12 protein-coding genes are annotated in these 16,776 nt (G+C 70.0%); 4 read left to right on the top strand and 8 right to left on the bottom strand.

The window, feature by feature from the left end:
• The first annotated feature begins 39 nt into the window (after positions 1-39).
• A complete protein-coding gene (locus NR798_RS41610) occupies positions 40-1,581 on the top strand; it encodes a PQQ-binding-like beta-propeller repeat protein (protein WP_375768143.1) in 1,542 nt (513 codons plus the stop codon).
• On the opposite strand, the gene NR798_RS41605 is transcribed toward NR798_RS41610, so the two are convergent.
• The 5 genes from NR798_RS41605 to NR798_RS41585 form a co-directional block, all read right to left on the bottom strand.
• Complete coding sequence (locus tag NR798_RS41605; RefSeq protein WP_375768142.1) at positions 1,568-3,343, bottom strand: hypothetical protein; 1,776 nt, start codon at positions 3,341-3,343, stop codon at positions 1,568-1,570. The two genes, NR798_RS41610 and NR798_RS41605, sit on opposite strands and share 14 nt — an antisense overlap.
• 201 nt (positions 3,344-3,544) lie before the next feature.
• Complete coding sequence (locus NR798_RS41600) at positions 3,545-4,549, bottom strand: UDP-glucuronic acid decarboxylase family protein (RefSeq protein ID WP_375768141.1); 1,005 nt, start codon at positions 4,547-4,549, stop codon at positions 3,545-3,547.
• 158 nt (positions 4,550-4,707) lie between these two features.
• The gene (locus tag NR798_RS41595) at positions 4,708-5,157 is read right to left on the bottom strand and encodes a hypothetical protein (protein ID WP_375768140.1); all 450 of its coding nucleotides are present in this window, start codon (positions 5,155-5,157) and stop codon (positions 4,708-4,710) included.
• Positions 5,158-5,182: 25 nt separating this feature from the next.
• Entirely contained in the window at positions 5,183-5,950 is a 768-nt protein-coding gene (locus NR798_RS41590; protein WP_375768139.1) for a hypothetical protein, read from the bottom strand.
• Positions 5,951-6,080: 130 nt separating this feature from the next.
• A complete protein-coding gene (locus NR798_RS41585; RefSeq protein ID WP_375768138.1) occupies positions 6,081-7,457 on the bottom strand; it encodes a pyridoxal-phosphate dependent enzyme in 1,377 nt (458 codons plus the stop codon).
• 214 nt (positions 7,458-7,671) lie between these two features.
• On the opposite strand from NR798_RS41585, the gene NR798_RS41580 reads away from it, so the two are divergent.
• The 3 genes from NR798_RS41580 to NR798_RS41570 all read left to right on the top strand — a co-directional run bounded on the left by NR798_RS41580 (position 7,672) and on the right by NR798_RS41570 (position 10,753).
• Positions 7,672-8,133: a hypothetical protein gene (locus NR798_RS41580; protein WP_375768137.1), complete on the top strand. Its 462-nt coding sequence runs from the start codon at positions 7,672-7,674 to the stop codon at positions 8,131-8,133.
• Between the two features lie 193 nt (positions 8,134-8,326).
• Positions 8,327-9,481 carry an acyltransferase family protein gene (locus NR798_RS41575; RefSeq protein ID WP_375768136.1) on the top strand — a complete coding sequence of 385 codons (1,155 nt, stop codon included), beginning with the start codon at positions 8,327-8,329 and terminating at the stop codon, positions 9,479-9,481.
• A gap of 78 nt (positions 9,482-9,559) precedes the next feature.
• A complete protein-coding gene (locus NR798_RS41570; protein WP_375768135.1) occupies positions 9,560-10,753 on the top strand; it encodes a cytochrome P450 in 1,194 nt (397 codons plus the stop codon).
• Positions 10,754-10,759: 6 nt separating this feature from the next.
• Here the strand turns inward: NR798_RS41570 and NR798_RS41565 are convergent, their stop codons facing one another.
• Genes NR798_RS41565 through NR798_RS41555 form a run of 3 tightly spaced genes read right to left on the bottom strand, consistent with a single transcriptional unit; the run spans position 10,760 to position 16,608 of the window.
• The gene (locus NR798_RS41565; RefSeq protein WP_375768134.1) at positions 10,760-11,671 is read right to left on the bottom strand and encodes a transporter; all 912 of its coding nucleotides are present in this window, start codon (positions 11,669-11,671) and stop codon (positions 10,760-10,762) included.
• A gap of 60 nt (positions 11,672-11,731) precedes the next feature.
• A complete protein-coding gene (locus NR798_RS41560; RefSeq protein ID WP_375768133.1) occupies positions 11,732-13,459 on the bottom strand; it encodes a peptidase MA family metallohydrolase in 1,728 nt (575 codons plus the stop codon).
• Positions 13,459-16,608, bottom strand: coding sequence for a DUF4175 family protein (locus NR798_RS41555; RefSeq protein WP_375768132.1), 3,150 nt, complete (start codon positions 16,606-16,608; stop codon positions 13,459-13,461). Before NR798_RS41555 ends, NR798_RS41560 begins: the two co-directional genes overlap by 1 nt.
• Positions 16,609-16,776 lie beyond the last annotated feature (168 nt).

Raw genomic sequence — 16,776 nt, 5'->3', positions numbered from 1 at the left:
GGTGGAGTGCCGCAAGCGCGGGGGTGTATCTAGCCGCGCATGACATCCAACCGACGTTTCATGCACCGGGCCGCGGGCCTGGCGCTGATCATTCTTCCCCTGCTGGCCTGCGAGCAGCTCCTGGGCTGGGGCCGCTGGGAGTTCGCTGGCGGTGATCTGCACAACACGCGCAGCGCGGGCGATGAGCATCGCATCAGCCCCCAGACGGCGCCCAACCTGTACGTGAAGTGGACCTTCACCGCCGAGGGCGATGTTTCGGCGACCCCATCCGTGGTGGACGGCGCGGTGTACTTCCCGGACTGGGGCGGCTGGCTGCACAAGGTGAATGCCGCCACGGGGGCCCGCATCTGGTCCCGGCAGATCTCCGAGTACACAGGCATCCCTGGCAGCCGCTCGCGCAACACCCCGGCCTTCCACGAGGGGCGGCTCTACCTCGGCACGCTCAACGGCGACTTCCTCGCCGTCGAGGCGAGCACCGGCAATCTGGTCTGGAAGTCCCATCCGGACTCGCACCCGGCGGCCGTCATCACGCAGTCGGCCATCGTCGACGGCACCCGCGTCTACGTGGGCGTCGCCTCGTACGAGGAGAGCTACGCGGCGGATCCTTCCTACCCGTGCTGCACGTTCCGCGGGAACGTGGTGGCCATGGACACGGCGACGGGCGCGGTGGTGTGGCGCACCTTCGTGATGCCGGAGGGGTACTCGGGGGGTGGCGTCTGGGGCAGCACGCTCGTGCTCGACAAGAAGCGCAACTCCCTCTACGTGACCACCGGCAACAACTCCAACGTGCCGCCCGAGGTCCGGCAGTGCCTGGTGAATGCCACGGATGACGCCACCGCGGCGGCGTGCATCGCGCCGGATGACTACTTCGATGCCATGCTCTCGCTCGACGCGAGCACCGGCGCCATCAAGTGGGGCCGCAAGCTCTACCCCCAGGACGTCTTCATCCTGACGTGCCTCATCCGTCCCGAGGACTGCCCCCCGCCGGGCGGCCCCGACTACGACTTCGGCCAGGGCGCCATCCTCTTCAAGACGCACCTCGCCGACGGCACCCAGCGCGAGCTGGTGGGCGCGGGCCAGAAGAGCGGCATCTACTGGGCGTTGGATCCGGACACGGGCGCCACCGTGTGGAGCACCCGCGTGGGGCCCGGTGGCGTGGGCGGCGGCATGATGTGGGGCTCGGCCATGGCGGACGGGCGCATCTACGCGGCCAACGTCAACTACGACCACCTCGAGTACACCCTGCCCAATGGACAGACGAGCTCCTGGGGCAACTTCACGGCGCTGAACGCAGCCACCGGGCAGATCGTCTGGCAGACGCCGGATCCGCTCCAGGGCGCGCAGGATCTGGCCCCGGTGACCACCGCGAATGGCGTGGTGTTCGGCTGCTCCATTGATCCGCTGGGCCACATGTACGCGTTCGACGCGAGCACGGGCGCCCTGCTGTGGACCTTCGTCAGCGGTGGCTCGTGCAACGCGGGCGCGGCGGTGTCGAACGGGACGGTGTACTGGGGCTCGGGCTACTCCAACTTCCAGGTGGGGACCCCGAACAACAAGCTCTACGCCTTCACCGTGCCGTAGGCGCTCGCAGCAGCGTGGCATAGCGCGCCGCGGCCCGGCGCAGGCGCGCGGCCTCCTCCGGGACGACGCCCTCCAGCGCCGAGGCCGCCAGCGTGTGGTGGCCCAGCTGGAAGGCCAGGTAGCACGGCCGGTAGAAGTCCATGAGCGGCCCGCTGACGGCGTGGCCGCTCGCGCGTGCCACGTACTCGGCGAGGATGCTCTGCTCCGCCGCGTCCAGCTCCAGCTCCACGGCGGCGCCCACCACATCCCAGGCCACGTCCTGGCAGCCGATCAGCTCATGCGCGTCGTGGTGGTCCACCGCGTCCGCCTTGAGCAGCCGCCCATCCTGGAGGACGAGCCACTCCCACGCGTGCGGCTTGTTGTCCGTCTCCACCATGCGCACCTCGGCGGAGAGCCGCTCCAGGCGCGGAGCCCAGACGCCGAGCGACTCGGCGAACCCGTCTCCCAGCACCTGGGCGCTGTTGTAGCGCGCCATCTCCAGCAGCTTCGCGAGAGAGGCCCCCCGCCCGGGCTCCGCGAGGAAGCGGCGGGCCCGGAAGCCGAGGTAGGCCCCCACGCGCGCCACGAGCTCCGCGCGATCCAGCCCGCGTGCCAGCGGCAGGGGCCGCGCCCCCTCGAGCCACCGCTGGACGAGGAAGCCGTGCCGCAGCCCCTCCACGTGAGGCGTCAGGCTCGCCTCCGAGAGCTGCCGCGCCCGCGCGAGCCGCCGCTCTCCGTAGAGGCCGAGGCCGGCGAACTTGAGCAGGAAGGTGCCGCGCTCGGACAGGACGAGGTACTTGCGCCGCTCCTGCTGCACGTGCACCGCGGGCCAGTGGCGTTCGTCCGGGAAGACCCTGTGCCGCCACGCGCCCCCGCTCACGTCCACGAGCGGTCCCACGATGGGGCCGATGATGTCCTCGACCCAGGCGGCGAGCGGCGGGGGCGGGTCATCCGGGCGGACGAAGAGCGCATCGAAGTCCGCCGTGTACCGGCGCGCGCGCGCCCAGCGGAGCCGGTGGCGCTCGCTGGCCACGGGCCCCAGCTCCCCCGCGTGGCTCGGGAAGAAGAGCAACCGGTCCTCGGGGATGCCGCGCTTCTCGAGGAGGTCCGCCACCGCGCCGAAGGAGCTGCCCGACAGCCCGGGCCCCTCGTCCACGATGGCGACGTGCGACTCCCGCGCGCGCGCCAGCAACTCACGCTCGAGGCCGGGCCCGAGGCGGAGGGTGCGCTGGAAGGGAGGGCCTTCCGGCCTGACGGTGAAGGGCGGAGCCGTGGTGCCCGAGGCGGCGGCGACCACGCACGCGAGGCTCGTGCCGATGCCGCGGATGCCCACCACCAGCGGCGGGCGCGGCAACAGCCGCAGCGAGCGCGCGGCCTCCAGGTACAGCTCCGGGTAGAGCGCGTGGCAGGTGTAGCCCTCGGGCTCCTTCACCGTCACCCGCTCCGGCAACTCCAGGCGCTCGAGCGCGTCGAGCACCTCGTCCGGGAAGGGGCTGTAGCGCATGAAGCCACTTACATAGGAGTCCCGCAGCGCACGCGCGAAGGCCATGGGGAGCGCGAGGAATGCCGCACCGCGTTGGCCCGGCTCGTCCTGGCGCCGCTCGGCGAAGCCGGCGTCGAGCAGGCCCTGGGCGAGCTCGCCCGCCTCGAGGAGCAGGCTCACCAGGGCCATGTGACGGGCGAGACCCGCGGGCACGGCCTCCACCCGGCGCAGGCGCCCGCGAATCGCCGCGAGTACCTCCGAGGGCCGTACCTCACGCGCATGGTCTCCGTAGACGAGCATGAAGCTGGCCCCCTCCGCCTCTCGCTTGCCCGGCTCCCGCTCCCGCGTTCACGGGGAGCCGTGCGCATTGCCGAGACAAGATAGGGGCCGCTCTCGGACGAGGACGGGGTCGTGCGGTGCGCGCCCGGTGTGCAGGCATCCGGTCAGGCGGCAGGTGGTGGGTTCACGGGTGGACAGTGGGCCCGCGCAAGGGGGACAGCGTCACATCACGGGTCCCGTGTCCGACAGGGAATGAGACGGGTACGCGCCCGGGTGCTCGGCCACGCTGCGGAAGTACGCGATCGTCTCCCGGAGGCCGTCCTCGAGCCTCACCCGCGGCTCCCAGCCGAGCAGGGTGCGCGCCCGGGTGATGTCCGGCTGGCGCTGCTGGGGGTCATTCTGGGGCAGCGGCTTGAAGCGGATGTGGCTGCTTCCGCCCATGGCCGCGCGCACCGCCTCGGCGAACTGGAGGAGGGTCTGCTCGCGCGGGTTGCCGAGGTTGACCGGCTCCTCCACGTCCGACCTCGCCAGGCGCACGATGCCGTCGATCAAATCCGACACGTAGCAGAACGAGCGTGTCTGGCTCCCGTCGCCGAAGACGGTGAAGTCCTCGCCGCGGAGCGCCTGCCCCACGAAGGCGGGCACCACGCGCCCATCATTGAGCCGCATGCGGGGCCCGTACGTGTTGAAGATGCGGACGATGCGGGTGCTCACCCCGTACGCGCGCCGGTACGCCGCCACGATGGCCTCCCCGTAGCGTTTGGCCTCGTCGTAGCAGGAGCGTGGGCCGATGGGGTTCACGTTGCCCCAGTACTCCTCGCGCTGCGGGTGCACCATGGGGTCGCCGTAGATCTCCGACGTCGAGGCCTGGAGGAACACCGCGCCCTTGTGGTGCGCCAGCCGGAGGCCGTTCTCGGTGCCGAGCGAGCCCACGCGCAGCGTCTCGATGGGCAGCTGCGCGTAGTCGATGGGCGAGGCTGGCGAGGCCATGTTGAAGACGTAGTGCACCGGCCCGTCGAAGCTGAACGGCTCGGTGATGTCGTGGTGCAGCGAGACGAACCGCTTGTTCATCCGCAGCGCGGCGAGGTTGCGCTCATCGCCGGTGACGAAGTTGTCCAGACTGATGACCTCGGAGGCTCCATCCGCGAGCAGCCGCTCGCACAGGTGCGATCCGATGAATCCCGCCCCGCCCAGCACAACGGCCCGTTTCCCGTGGATTCGATTCATGCGCGGGAGGCTGGGGCCGCATGGGGCCGCAAGGGAGCGGCGGCCGCTCATGCCAGGGAGGTCTGGGTTGATTGTCCGACATGCCAGGACGGCTGCGTGCGGCAGACGTCAGCGGTGGCGTTCTCCTTTGCACGGCGAGGCGTTGGGGCCGCGGGCCGTCACCCCGGAGGCAGCGGGGTGTACGTGCCTCCCCGCGCCTCCACGGCCTGCTGGATGGCGCGCTCGAACTCCTCGCGTTGGTTGAACATGCGAATGCCCCCCAACGTGATGCTGGCCATCGTCACGCCCATCTCCACGACATTGGAGCTGAACAGCACGTTGAGCGAGTTGAGCCGCGTCAGCAGGCGCAGGCCCAGCTCCGTCAGCTCGGTCCGCGCCTCGGTGGTGTAGAGCGCCATGTCCTGCCAGTCGTGGAAGATGTCCATCTTCCCCAGGTTGCTGGCGGCGAACTCGTTGATGACCGCCACGGCGACCCGGGCGAACTCCGCCTCGAACAGCGCCCCCCGGAACCTCAACACGAGGACATGGGGGGCGGGGTTCCACTGACGCAGCTCCCCGTTGGGGGAGGTCCACGTCCGGGTTCCATTCGTGAGCGGCCGGGAGAGCATGGGGGGACGGCCAGTATGGCACGCCTTACTCGGTATACAGCGTCACGCCGAGGCTGGGCCGGAAGGTGCCGATGGCGAGGGTGTCCGCGTTGGGCACCGTGGCCAGTCCCAGCAGCAGGGTGGTGCTCACGGAGAGTTGCGGAGCGACCCAGTACTCCAGGCCACCACCGGCCGAGAGGGACACCAGCGTGGTGCTGGTGTCCGCGGCACCCACTTGGCTGAGCGAGCCCGCCACCGCGAAGAAGGGCCGGAGCGCCTTGCCCTGGCTGCCGCCATAGATGTTCAGCCCGAGGCCCAGCGCCAGGCCGGAGACGGACGTCTTCCCCACCGAGACGAAGGCGAAGCCGGCGTCCACGTCGGCGGCCACCATCTCATTGAAGAAGTAGCGGAGGCCCACGGTGGAGGTGCTGCCCGCGGACTCACCCGTACTCAGGGTGCTGCCGAGCAGCGACGCCCGGAGGCCGAACAGGCCCGTCCTCGGCCCCACCGGGAGCGCGGGGGCCGCCGGAGCCGCGGCGGCGGGAGTGGCCGGGGTCGCGGGCGCAGCGGGCGTCGCCGGGGTGGCCGGAGTCGCGGGCGTGGCGGGCGTGGCGGGCGTCGCCTCGGCCACGGCCTGGTCCGGGTCACGGCCCTCGGCGATGGCCTGCTTGCGAGCCTGCTCCTCCGCGGCCTTCTGCGCGCGGTAGCGCTCGATCTCGGCGGCGCGCTCGGCGGCGGTCTTCCGGCCCGTGCCGGACGTCGTCTCGCAACCGGTGATGGCCAGGGCGAGCAGGGCGATGCTCAAGGTACGCATGGGGTGTCTCCTCCAGAAAAGGGCGGAGCACATACCATCCATGCCTGGGGAAGGACCACCCGCTCCTGGCGGAGCGGGCCCCTTCCGCGTGAGGCTTTACAGCGCGTACGAGCAACCTCGTACGGCCCGCTCAGCGCAGCTTGCGCCGCAGGTGGTTGAGCAGATCGATGCGGGTGATGAGGCCGATGAACTCCTCGCCATCCACCACGATGGGCACGAAGCCCTTGTCGAGCAGCGGGAGCAGCTCGCGCACCGGGGTGCGCACATCCACGGTCTGCAGGCGCGTGGTCATGATGTCGCGCACCGGCAGGCGCAGGCGCGTCTCGTCGTCGATGGCCGCGAGCAGCAGGTCCGACTCGTCGATCATCCCCACCACCTTGTTGCCCTCGAGCACCGGCAGCTGGGAGACCTCGTAGAGCTTCATGCGCCCGTAGGCGACGAGCAGCGTGTCGGTGGGCGACAGGGTGACGACGGCCCGCTCCGCGTAGCGGCGGGTGATGACATCGCGCAGATCGCCATGGGCCTGGCGCGGCAGGAAGCCCTGGTCCGCCATCCAGAAGTCGTTGAACATCTTCGACAGGTACTTGTTGCCGCTGTCGCAGACGAAGGTGCACACGCGCTTGGGCGTGGTCTGCTCGCGGCAGTAGCGCAGCGCCGCGGCGATGAGCGTGCCGGAGGACGAGCCCGCGAGGATGCCGGCCGTCTTGAGCAGCAGCCGCGCCGTCTCGAGGCTCTCCTTGTCGGGGATGGTGTAGGCCTTCTTCACCCGGGAGAGGTCCGCGATGGTGGGGAGGAAGTCCTCGCCAATGCCCTCGACGACCCAGGAGCCCGCCTTGCCCATCTTGCCCGTCCGCACGTACTCCGTGAGCACGGAGCCCTCGGGGTCGGCGAGCACCATCTCGCACTCGGGGATGGCCTTGGCGAAGTAGTGCGAGAGGCCCGCGAGGGTGCCACCGGAGCCGACGCCGCACACCATGGCGTCCAGGCGGTTGCCGAGCTGGGCGGCGATCTCCGGGCCGGTAGTGGTCTCGTGGGCCAGCGCGTTGGCGGGGTTGGAGAACTGGTTGACGTAGAAGCCCCCCAGCTCCCGGGCAATGCGCTCGGCCACGTCCTGGTAGTAGTCGGGGTGGCCCTTGCCCACGTCCGAGCGCGTCATGACCACCTCGGCGCCGAGCGCCTTGAGGTGGAGCACCTTCTCCTGGCTCATCTTGTCCGGAATCACCAGCGTGAGCCGGTAGCCCTTCTGGGCGGCGACGAGCGCGAGGCCCAGGCCGGTGTTGCCGGCGGTGGCTTCGACGATGTGCTTCTGGTGGGGTCCGAGCTGGCCGGCCTGTTCGGCGGCGGAGATCATCGACAGGCCGATGCGGTCCTTGATGGAGCCGCCAGGGTTCTGGCTCTCGAGCTTGAGGTAGAGCTCACATGGGCCGGTGTCGAGCTGGGTCACCCTCACCATGGGGGTGTTGCCGATGAGGCCGAGCAGGTCGATGGGAAGAGGTGCGGAGCGCATGGCGGCGCACTGTACACGAGCGCCCGTGCTCCCTGGTGCGCGCAGATGCCCCCGTCGGGCTTCGCACGGAGGACGCGGGCTCCAACACATTCCGAAATACGGGCGTCATCCACGGGAAATGTGGCGCGGACATATTGAATCCTGAAGCGTCAGGGAACCTGCGAGGCAGACGTTGGAAGGCAGGCCGGCCCGGGACGCGAACAGGAGGAAGAACATGTCTCGCAAGATGATGCCCCTCGTACTGGTCCTGGCCATCCCGTTGCTGGCGAGCGCGCAGGGCCCACGAGGACACGGAGGAGGCCCGGGCAGGCCGTCCTCGTCGCTGGAGCTGTTGCTGAAGAACCAGGAGGCGCTGGCCCTGACGGCCGAGCAGGCCGCGCAGGTGGAAGCGCTGCAGGCGGCGCTGGAACAGAAGAACGCGCCGATCCTGGAGAAGCTGGAGGCACTGCGTCCGCCGCGTCCGCCGCCCGACTCCGAGGAGATGCGCGCGCGGAGGCAGCAGGTGGAGCCCCTCATCACCGAGCTGCGAGCCAACGATGACGCGGCCTACCAGGAGGCGGAGCTGCTCCTGAGCGACACGCAAAAGGCACGCGCCCGCGAGCTCATCACCCAGGTGCGCGAGGAGCACCAGCGCCGACGCGAAGCCATGCACCAGCGGATGCAGAACCGCCAGTGACGCGGCTCCGTGTGGGGAGCCCGGGTCCGGAGGGGGCTCCAATGGGGGGCGGCGTCGCATGCTATGCGACATGGCAAGGGCCTAGGTGACCCGGGTGTGCAGTAGTTGAAATTTCGCACCTGGAGGCGAACTTTCTTTCTTCCGGAATCCTTCAGCGCTGATAAACATGGAGTCCCAACAAACCGGGAACTCCATGCCAAACGCCCACAACCAATTCCTGAACGCCCGCTTCTTCGCCGGACTGGACGGACTGCGGTGCTTGAGCATCGTGGCGGTGGTGGCCTACCACGTGGCGGGGAGTCACTCGGGGCTGGTGGGCCGGGGCTACCTGGGCGTCTCGCTCTTCTTCGCCATCAGCGGCTTCCTCATCACCACGCTGCTGCTGCGCGAGCGCGACAAGGCGGGGCACATCTCGCTGCGCGGCTTCTTCGCCCGGCGCGCGCTGCGCATCTTCCCGCTCTACTACACGGTGCTCGGCCTGTACGCGGCGCTGGTGTTCGTCTCCGAGAAGGATGCGGTGGTGCGCGGGGACTTCTTCGCCAACCTGCCGGCCTTCCTCACCTACACGTCCAACTGGTTCGTCCCGCCGGCCGCGGACAAGCGCGTCATCTTCTACTTCGCCTGGTCGCTGGCCACCGAGGAGCAGTTCTACCTGCTGTGGCCGCTGGTGATGGCGCTGTCGCGGCGCACCTGGACGCCGGTGCTCTTCATGGGCGGGCTGCTGGTGGTGTCGGTGGGCGCGCCGTGGGCCGTGTCCGCGGGGCTGCTGGACGCGAGCCAGCTCGGAGGGCGCGTGCTCACCAGCGTCTCGGCGTCCATCTGCATGGGGTGCCTGGCCGCGCACCTGACGCACTCGCCCAAGGGGTTCGCCTGGGTGGCCCGGGTGCTGGGGCAGGCGTGGAGCGTGCCGCTCATGGCGGTGCTGATGGCGGGCGTGGTGGTGTGGCACGAGGCGCCCACCTGGCTCATCTCGCTGGTGATGACGGCGCTGGTGGTGGCCACCTGCATCCGTGAGCAGCATGCGCTGGCGCCGGTGCTGGGCCATGCCTGGGTGCGCTACGTGGGCACGGTCAGCTACGGCGTCTATCTGCTGCACATGCTCGCCCTCAACGTGGTGCGCAAGGCGCTGCCGGGGCAGGGCGTGGCCGTGTACTTCGTGCTGACGCTGGCGGTGAGCGTGGTGGCGGCGACGCTGAGCCACCGCTACTTCGAGAGCTGGTTCATCAAGCTCAAGGGCCGCTTCGACTGGCGCGAGCCTTCCCAGCACGTCCCCGAGCCTCGCCGGCCCCGGCCTGCCCAGCCGGCCGCGCAGCCCGGCCTCGTGGTGGGCGTGGGCGCCGAGGCCTGAGGGCCGTGAAGACTGGAGCCCCTGGCCGGGCTCCCGTAGCATGCCGTGCTCTCCCCCAGACACAGGTGGAATGACGGCATGAGCGGGCGCTTGAACCTGGTGCTTCCCGAGGTGTTGGCCAATCCCTACCCGCACTTCGCGCGGCTGCGGCGCGACACGCCCGTGTGCCAGGTGGATCCGGGAGGCATGTGGGCCGTCACGCGCTACGCGGACGTCATGCACGTCCTCAAGAATCCCCAGGTCTTCTCCTCGGCGGGGCTCCAGCGTTCCATGCTGCCGCCCTGGCTGGACCACAACCCCGTGGCCCACTCCCTCCTGGTGATGGACGCGCCTCAGCACGGCCGGGCCCGGGCGCTCGTCAGCCGTGCCTTTGGCCCTTCCACGCTCGCCCGGCTCGAGCCGGTGCTGCGTGCCACCGCCGAGCAACTCGTCAGCGCCCTGGTGGCCCGGCGCACGGTGGACTTCCTTCCCGCGCTGGCCTTGCCGCTGCCCGCCGCCGCCATTGGCCACCTGTTGGGGTTGGATGCCTCGCTCTATCCGCGCTTCAAGCGCTGGTCCGATGCGCTCGGGGCCGTCAGCGCCACCGCGGCGTCCGACCTCGAGGGCCAGCAGCACATCCGCCACACCATCGAGGAGATGGAGCACTACCTGCGTGACGTGGTGGAGGAGCGCCGCCGCGAGCCTCGCGAGGATCTGGTGAGCGCTCTGCTCCAGGCCCGGGTGGACGGCGAGGCGCTCACCGAAGCGGAGCTGATGGCCTTCCTCTTCCTGCTGCTGGTGGCCGGGTTCGAGACGACGGTGAACCTGCTGGGCAATGCCGCCGTGTTGCTGGCGGATTACCCGGAGTTGCTGGCGCGCCTGCGGTCCGAGCCGGCCCTGGTGCCCTCGTTCATCGAAGAGGTGCTGCGCTACGAGTCACCCGCGCAGTCCACCTTCCGGCTGACGCTGGAGGAGGTGGAGCTGGGCGGTGTGCGGCTGCCCCAGCACTCCGTGCTCATCCTGCTGATGGGCTCGGCCAACCGGGACGAGGCGTATGTCCCCGACGCGGAGCACTTCCACCTGGAGCGTCCGCAGCGGGGCCACCTGCCCTTCGGTCATGGTGCCCACTTCTGCCTGGGGGCGGCCCTGACGCGGCTGGAGGCGCGTGTGGCCCTGGAGGCGTTGCTGCCTCGCATCCAGAGCCTGTCGCGCGGGCCGGAGCCGCTGCAATGGGTCCCCTCCATCCAGCTGCGAGGGCTCTCGCGGCTGCAGGTGGAGGTGCGCCCGGCCTGAGGCCGGTCAGCGCTTGCGGGTCGAGGGCTTCTTCTTCTTCGGCGCGGGCTTGTCGTCGTCGTCCTCGGGCAGGCGCGGGCCCGAGGCGAGGTCGAACTCGTAGGTGCCGCCGAGCAGTGCGCGGAAGCGGTAGATGTTCGAGAGGTCCGGTGTCACCGCGATGCCGGCGACCGCCTCGAGCACCAGCCCCGGGAAGACCTCGCGGCGCACCACGGGGATGATCTCCACCTGGTTGGCGTTGTCCGTCCACACCGGGGTGATGGCGCGCTCGAAGTAGACGCGGCCGATGACCTCCAGGCCCACCAGGGTGAAGTTGTCGAGGTTGTACGTGCCCGCGAGGCCCAGCTGGACGGCATCCGGGACGTCGAAGTCCGCCAGCGCGCCGCGGTCGCGCGTGCCCTGGTGGAGGTAGCTCGCGTTGAGCATGAAGCGCAGGTCCTTGCTCACCCGCAGCTCGCCGACGAGCGTGCCCTCGTAGTCCCAGGTGCCGTCGGACAGGTTGGGGGGAATGGCGTCCTGGTTGCTCGGCCCGGTGGGGAAGGTGACGCGCGCGTAGGCCGCGAGGGCGAAGGGGCGCGTCTCCAGGAACGTCCACTGCAGGCCCAGGGGGATGTCACCGAAGGCCAGCTGGAAGTCGTTGTCGCCGGGCAGGCCGAGCCCGAGCAGCTCGAAATAGACGTTGGCCTCCAGGTTGTCGAGGATGCCCCAGCGGATGCTCGGGGAGAGCTGCTGATAGGGGAGGGAGCGCTCGGAATCGAGGGCGAAGAAGCCCTGGTAGCGCAGGCCGAGCTCCAGGTTCCCGCTCCGCGTCGTCTCCGCGGTGCGGGTCACCATGGCCCGGTAGGGTTTGGCCCACGCGGAGGGCGCGAGCAGGGACACGGCGGCGGCGAGAACGAAGGTCGGGAGCCGGGTAGTCATGCGGCGGGACACTAGAGGACCCGCACGCAGGGAGGAACCGGCTTCCTGTTCCCCCGTTGGCTACTTGCCTCCGTCCTTCGCGGGGGCGGCGGGGGCGGCGTCCTTGCCGGTGGGGGTGCCCATGTCCCCGGTCTCGATCAGCTCCTTGTCCTCGCGCATGAACTCGCGGGACACCTGCTCCACGTCCTCGGGCTTCAGGCCGGTGAGCACCGCGCTCGCCGCCTTGGTGCGCGTGACGAGCGCCGTCTCGCCCAGGGCCCCGTGGATGCGCGTGAGCGCGATGTGGATTTCAGGGTCGAACGGGTCCGCCGCCAGGGCCTCGAGGTAGGCCTGTTTGGCCTTCTGATAGTCCTTGCGGAACAGCAGGATGCGGCCCAGGTGCACGCTGGTGCCCGGCGAGCCCGGGTGCACGCGCAGCGAGCCGCGCAGCACCGTCTCCGCCTCGTCCAGCCGCCGCAGCTCCAGCAGCGCCAGCGCGTACTTGTTGGACACGGACTCGTACTTGTCGCCCACCAGCTTGTGGGCCTTGGCGTACTCCTCCGCCGCCGCCTTGATGCGGTTGCGCTCGCGCATCAGCTCGCCCAGGTGCGCGAACTTGCGCGCCGGCACCTCCGTCACCTCGGCGAAGTCCCCGAAGGAGATTTCCCGCCCCTTCTTCTTCTCGTCCTGGTCCTTCGCGTTCTCCTTGAGCACCACCTGCTCGGGTGGCAGCAGCTCCTTGGGGAAGTGCTGCTTCTTGATGTGCGCCAGCCAGTTCTTCTCGAACTGGGCGAAGGGCATCCCCGTGGCCGACTCCACCGCCTTCTTGTCCGGCTTGCCATCGCGCAGGCCGAGGATGATCTCCCGCAGGCCCTTGTTGCCCTGCGTCTCGTACACGTAGTCGATGGCGTAGTAGACCTCGGCGAACGCGGTGGCCGCGTCCTCCGCGGTGGGCAGCATCGCGATGGACGGGTGCATCTTCTCGAAGGGGATGAGCTTGTCCTCCTTCACCCGCCGCCCCAGCAGCGCCTGCGTCGAGGGCGTCATCGCCAGGCCCGGCTCGCCCCGCCAGCGCGACTCCAGGAACTTGGCCAGTCCCTCGTGCAGCCAGATGGGCACCGTGTTGTGGCTCATCTGGCTCACCACCAGGTGGATGTACTCGTGCGCCAGCGTGTCCTGCCAGTCGTAGCCCCGCGCCACCGCCTTGGGGCTCGTCACCATCAGCTTGTTGAACTTGCAGATGGCGATGGTGCCCGTCGTCTGGATCTGCTGGTAGGTGAGCGTGCTCACCTTCGACAGCTCACGCGCGTTGTTCACCACCTCGACGCGAATCTTGCCGCCCGGCGGCCGGTGCCCCAGGTCCTCGGCCAGCGCCCGGTGGATGGACTCCAGCGTCTCCAGCGCGTACGGCACCAGCACCTCGTCCTTCCCCTTCGGGTAGAAGAAGATGAAGTGCTCGCTCTCCGCGCGCGCGTAGTCCTTCACGATGGCGCGCGTGTCCTTCGCCAGCCTCACGTAGCTGCCCGGCTTGTCCTCGATGTTGGCCGCCTGCAGCAGCTCGATGGCCTCGTCGTAGCGGCCCTCCTCGAAGGCCACCCGGCCCTGGAAGTATTTGAGCGTCTCGACTTCCTCCGGGAGGATGGCCTCCAGCGCCTGCAACTCCCGGCGCGCTCCCGGCACGTCCCAGCCATCCAGCGACGCTTCCACCTTCCCCAGCCGCTCCTTCACCTCCGCCTTCCGCGCGTCCTGGGCCTGGGCACTCGTGACGAGGAACAGGGACAGGACGAGGGTGCTCGCAACCCGGTTCATCACTTGACCAGCTCCTCGTAGTAGCGCTTCACCTGGTCCTGGTACTTCTCCGGCGTGCCTTCCTTCATCGCGTCCAGCAGATCCTTCCGGAACTCCTTCGGCGCCTGGTAGGCCTCCTCGTCCGGAATCTCCACCTTCTCGCGCGGATCCCTCCCGTTGCCCTCCCGCCGTCCCATCCCCATCGGCAACGGCAGTCCGCGCCCCTTGCCCCGGCCCCGCTGGCTCTCCTTCATCTGCTGCTGGAATTGCTTCAGCCCCTCCAGCGCCGCCTGCTGCTCGCCGTAGCCCCGGTTCGCGTCCTTGCCCTGCATCCGCTGCGCCGCCTCGCCCATCCGCCGGCCAATCTCATCCATCTGGTCTCCCGCCTCCTGGCCGAAGATGGGCGCCATCTGCTCCATGTCCTGCATCTGCTGGCGCAGCTCCTTCGCCTTCTGCTCCAGCGACTGCTGCTGCTGCGCCAGTTGCTGCAGCTGCTGCTTCTCCTGCTGCCCCATCTGCGAGCCCGGCGGCGGGAAGAGCGACTGCAGCTTGCGGTTCACGTCCTCCACCGACTTCGCGTCCTTCTCCAGCTGCTCGGCCAGCTCCGCCGACTGCTTGCGCACGTCCTCGGGGTTGCCGTACAGCTCGTCCAGCGCGCGCTGCTGCTCGCCGTAGCTGGAGAGCTGCTGCGCCGCCTCCGAGGCCCGCTGCGCCGCCTCCGCCGCCAGGTCGAAGTCGTCCACCTTCAGCGCGTTCTTCGCGTTCTCCAGCTCCGCCTGCGCCTCCTCCAGCGGACGCGACGCCCGGCTGTTGAGCTCATCCGGCTTCAGCTCCTGGTAGTGCTTCTGCACCTGCTCCAGCTGCCGCTGCAGCTCGTCCTTCATCGCCCGGCCCTTCTCGGCCAGCCGGTCCTTGTTCTGCTGCCGCGCCTGGTCGCGCAGCGCCTTGGTGGCGTCCGCCACGCGCTGCTGCTCCTGCGCCGTCTTCTGCAGCTCGTCCATGAACTCGCCGAACTTCTGCGCCAGCTCCGGGTACTGCTCGTTGCCGAACTCGTCCTGCGCCTCGTTCAGGCCGTTGAGCATCTCGTCCATCTGCATGGACAGCTCCTGCAGCTTGGCGAGCGCCTCGTCCGTCTTGCCCTCGCGCATGAGCCGCTCCACCTCGTCGAGCGCGCTCTGCATGTCCTGGTCCTTCATCATCTCCTGAAGGGCCTCGGCGTTGAGGTGCTCGTCGCGGATGCCCTGGCGCATCTCCGACATGCGCTGCATCAGCTCGTCGATGCGCTTGCGCACCTCTTGAATCTGCTGCATCACCTGCTCGCGCACCTGCTCGTCCGGGTTCTGCTTGTACTGCTCGATGAGGCTGGCCAGCTCGCGCCGCTCGGAGGCCAGCTGCTTGGCCAGCTCCTGCAGGGCCTCCAGCTTCTGCCGGTCCAGCAGCGACTCCAGGTAGAGGACGTCCTTCTCCAGCTCGGCGATCTCCTCCTCCACCAGCACGCCCAGGCGGGCCCCGGTGCCGAAGTCATCACCCGTGCGGCGCTGTTGGGTGCGCAGGTAGATGCGGCGCAGGTCCGCGGTGGCGCGCACCTTCTGGCCCAGCGTCTGCGCCACGTTGGCGAGCGCGGCGACGAGCTCGGCGGGGTTGTCCCGCTCGCGGCCCAGCTCCTGGGCGAGCGCGCGCATGTCCGCCACCAGCGTCAGGCCATTGGTGTCCATCGTCTGCGCCGCCGTCACCTTCTGCGTGTCCTTCGTCCGGTCCCGGTCCGGGCCCTCCATCCGGTCCGCCAGGTGGTCCACCATGCGGCCCCAGAGCGCCTCGGCCTTCTGCAGGGCGGCGCGGCGGTGCTCGGCGGCGCTGTAGACGCGCAGCACCTGCGTGCGGCTCACGCCCCGCTTGGGGCCCTCCACCGCGTCGTTGTCCTTCGCCTCGACGTAGTAGGAGATGCGGTCCCCGGCCTCCACCTTCAGCGAGCCCAGGTCCCACGTATAGGTGCCCTTGTCGCGCCGGCCATCCTCGCGGGGCAGGGGGATGCGCGTCTCCTCCTTCGCGCCCGGCGTGCGGAAGACGAGCGCCAGGCCGTTGAGCCCGTAGTCGTCGCTGGCCTCGTACTTGAGCGTCACCTTCTGGCCCGGGTCGATTTCGATCTCCGCCGCGGGCGTGAGCAGGCTCACCTGGGGCGGGGTGTCCGCCTCCACGTTGAGCGGGATGTCCGGGCCGGTGGCGATCGCCTTGCGGCCCGTGCCGTAGAAGATGAAGTGGTAGTTGCCGCTCTTCTTCGTGACGAAGGTGCCGGTGAGCTCGCGCTTGTCGTTGACGGTGAGCGGGAGCGTCTCGCCATTGACGACGAGCTCCGCGCGCTCCACCTCGCGGTCCGAGCGCGTCTTGAGCTGCACCTCGGTACCGGCCGGCGCGCTGATTTCTCCGTTGGTGCCCGGCACGGTGCGCGGGGCCAGTCCCGTATAGGCCGGGTAGCGGTACGTCAGCTCGATGTCGCCGGTGATGGGCTCGCGCTGCTCGGGCCGGGCCAGCTGCCGCGCGGACTCGAGCGCCTTGTCCAACCCGGCGCGCCAGGAGGAGCCGGCCAGGCCCAGCACCACCACCAGCGCGAGCGCCACGCCGCCCACCGCGAGGCCCGTGTGCTTGAGGCGGGTGGAGTCCACCACCGTGCCCGGGTCCACCTGCGCGGCCCGCAGGTCCATCTGCCGCAGGAAGGCCTGGGCGAGCTCCGACGAGTGCTGGGGCTGGGGGCCGCGCTCGCGCGACAGCTCCACCGCGGCGAGCACGTCCAGGGACAGCTGGGGCTGGCGCTCGCCGATGAGGCGCGCGGTGCGCTGGTCATCGCCCACGGTGCGCAGGGAGAGCCACACCCCGAAGGCACACGCCACGAGCGCGCCCGCCACCGGGGAGAGCAGCAGCACCCAGCGGCCGGCGGCCGGGGCGGCGAGCGCCAGGAAGCCACCGGCCACGGCCAGGACGAGCAGGGTGGCGGTGCCCAGCAGTGCTCCCTGGAGCCAGAGCTGGCGGCGCTGGCGGGCCCGTACCGCGGCGAGCAGGCGCTCCACGCCCGGCGAGCGCGGCTCCGTCCCGGGCTCGGGTGGGAGCGCGGGTGGCTGCGGGGGAGGGGGAGGCGGGAGCTCCGCGCCTGGGGTCTGCGGGGATTCGAGGTTCACGCTGTCAGGTCCGCTCGGGTCGCGTGGCAACCCATGGCCGGGCCGCCTATTTCCCAATTGTGTAGCAGGCCCGAGCGCGCGGCGCGTCCCCCTGGCTTCCGGGGGGGTGCTTCCGGTCCCGGGTGTCCGCCGGTGGAAGCTTGAAGGCTTACCAGGAGTCGCGAGGGT

The sequence above is a fragment of the Archangium gephyra genome (assembly GCF_042230915.1).
GTDB lineage: Bacteria > Myxococcota > Myxococcia > Myxococcales > Myxococcaceae > Archangium > Archangium gephyra_B.
Note: the sequence above shows the minus strand (reverse complement) of the source record. Positions and strands in the feature narration are given on the sequence as shown.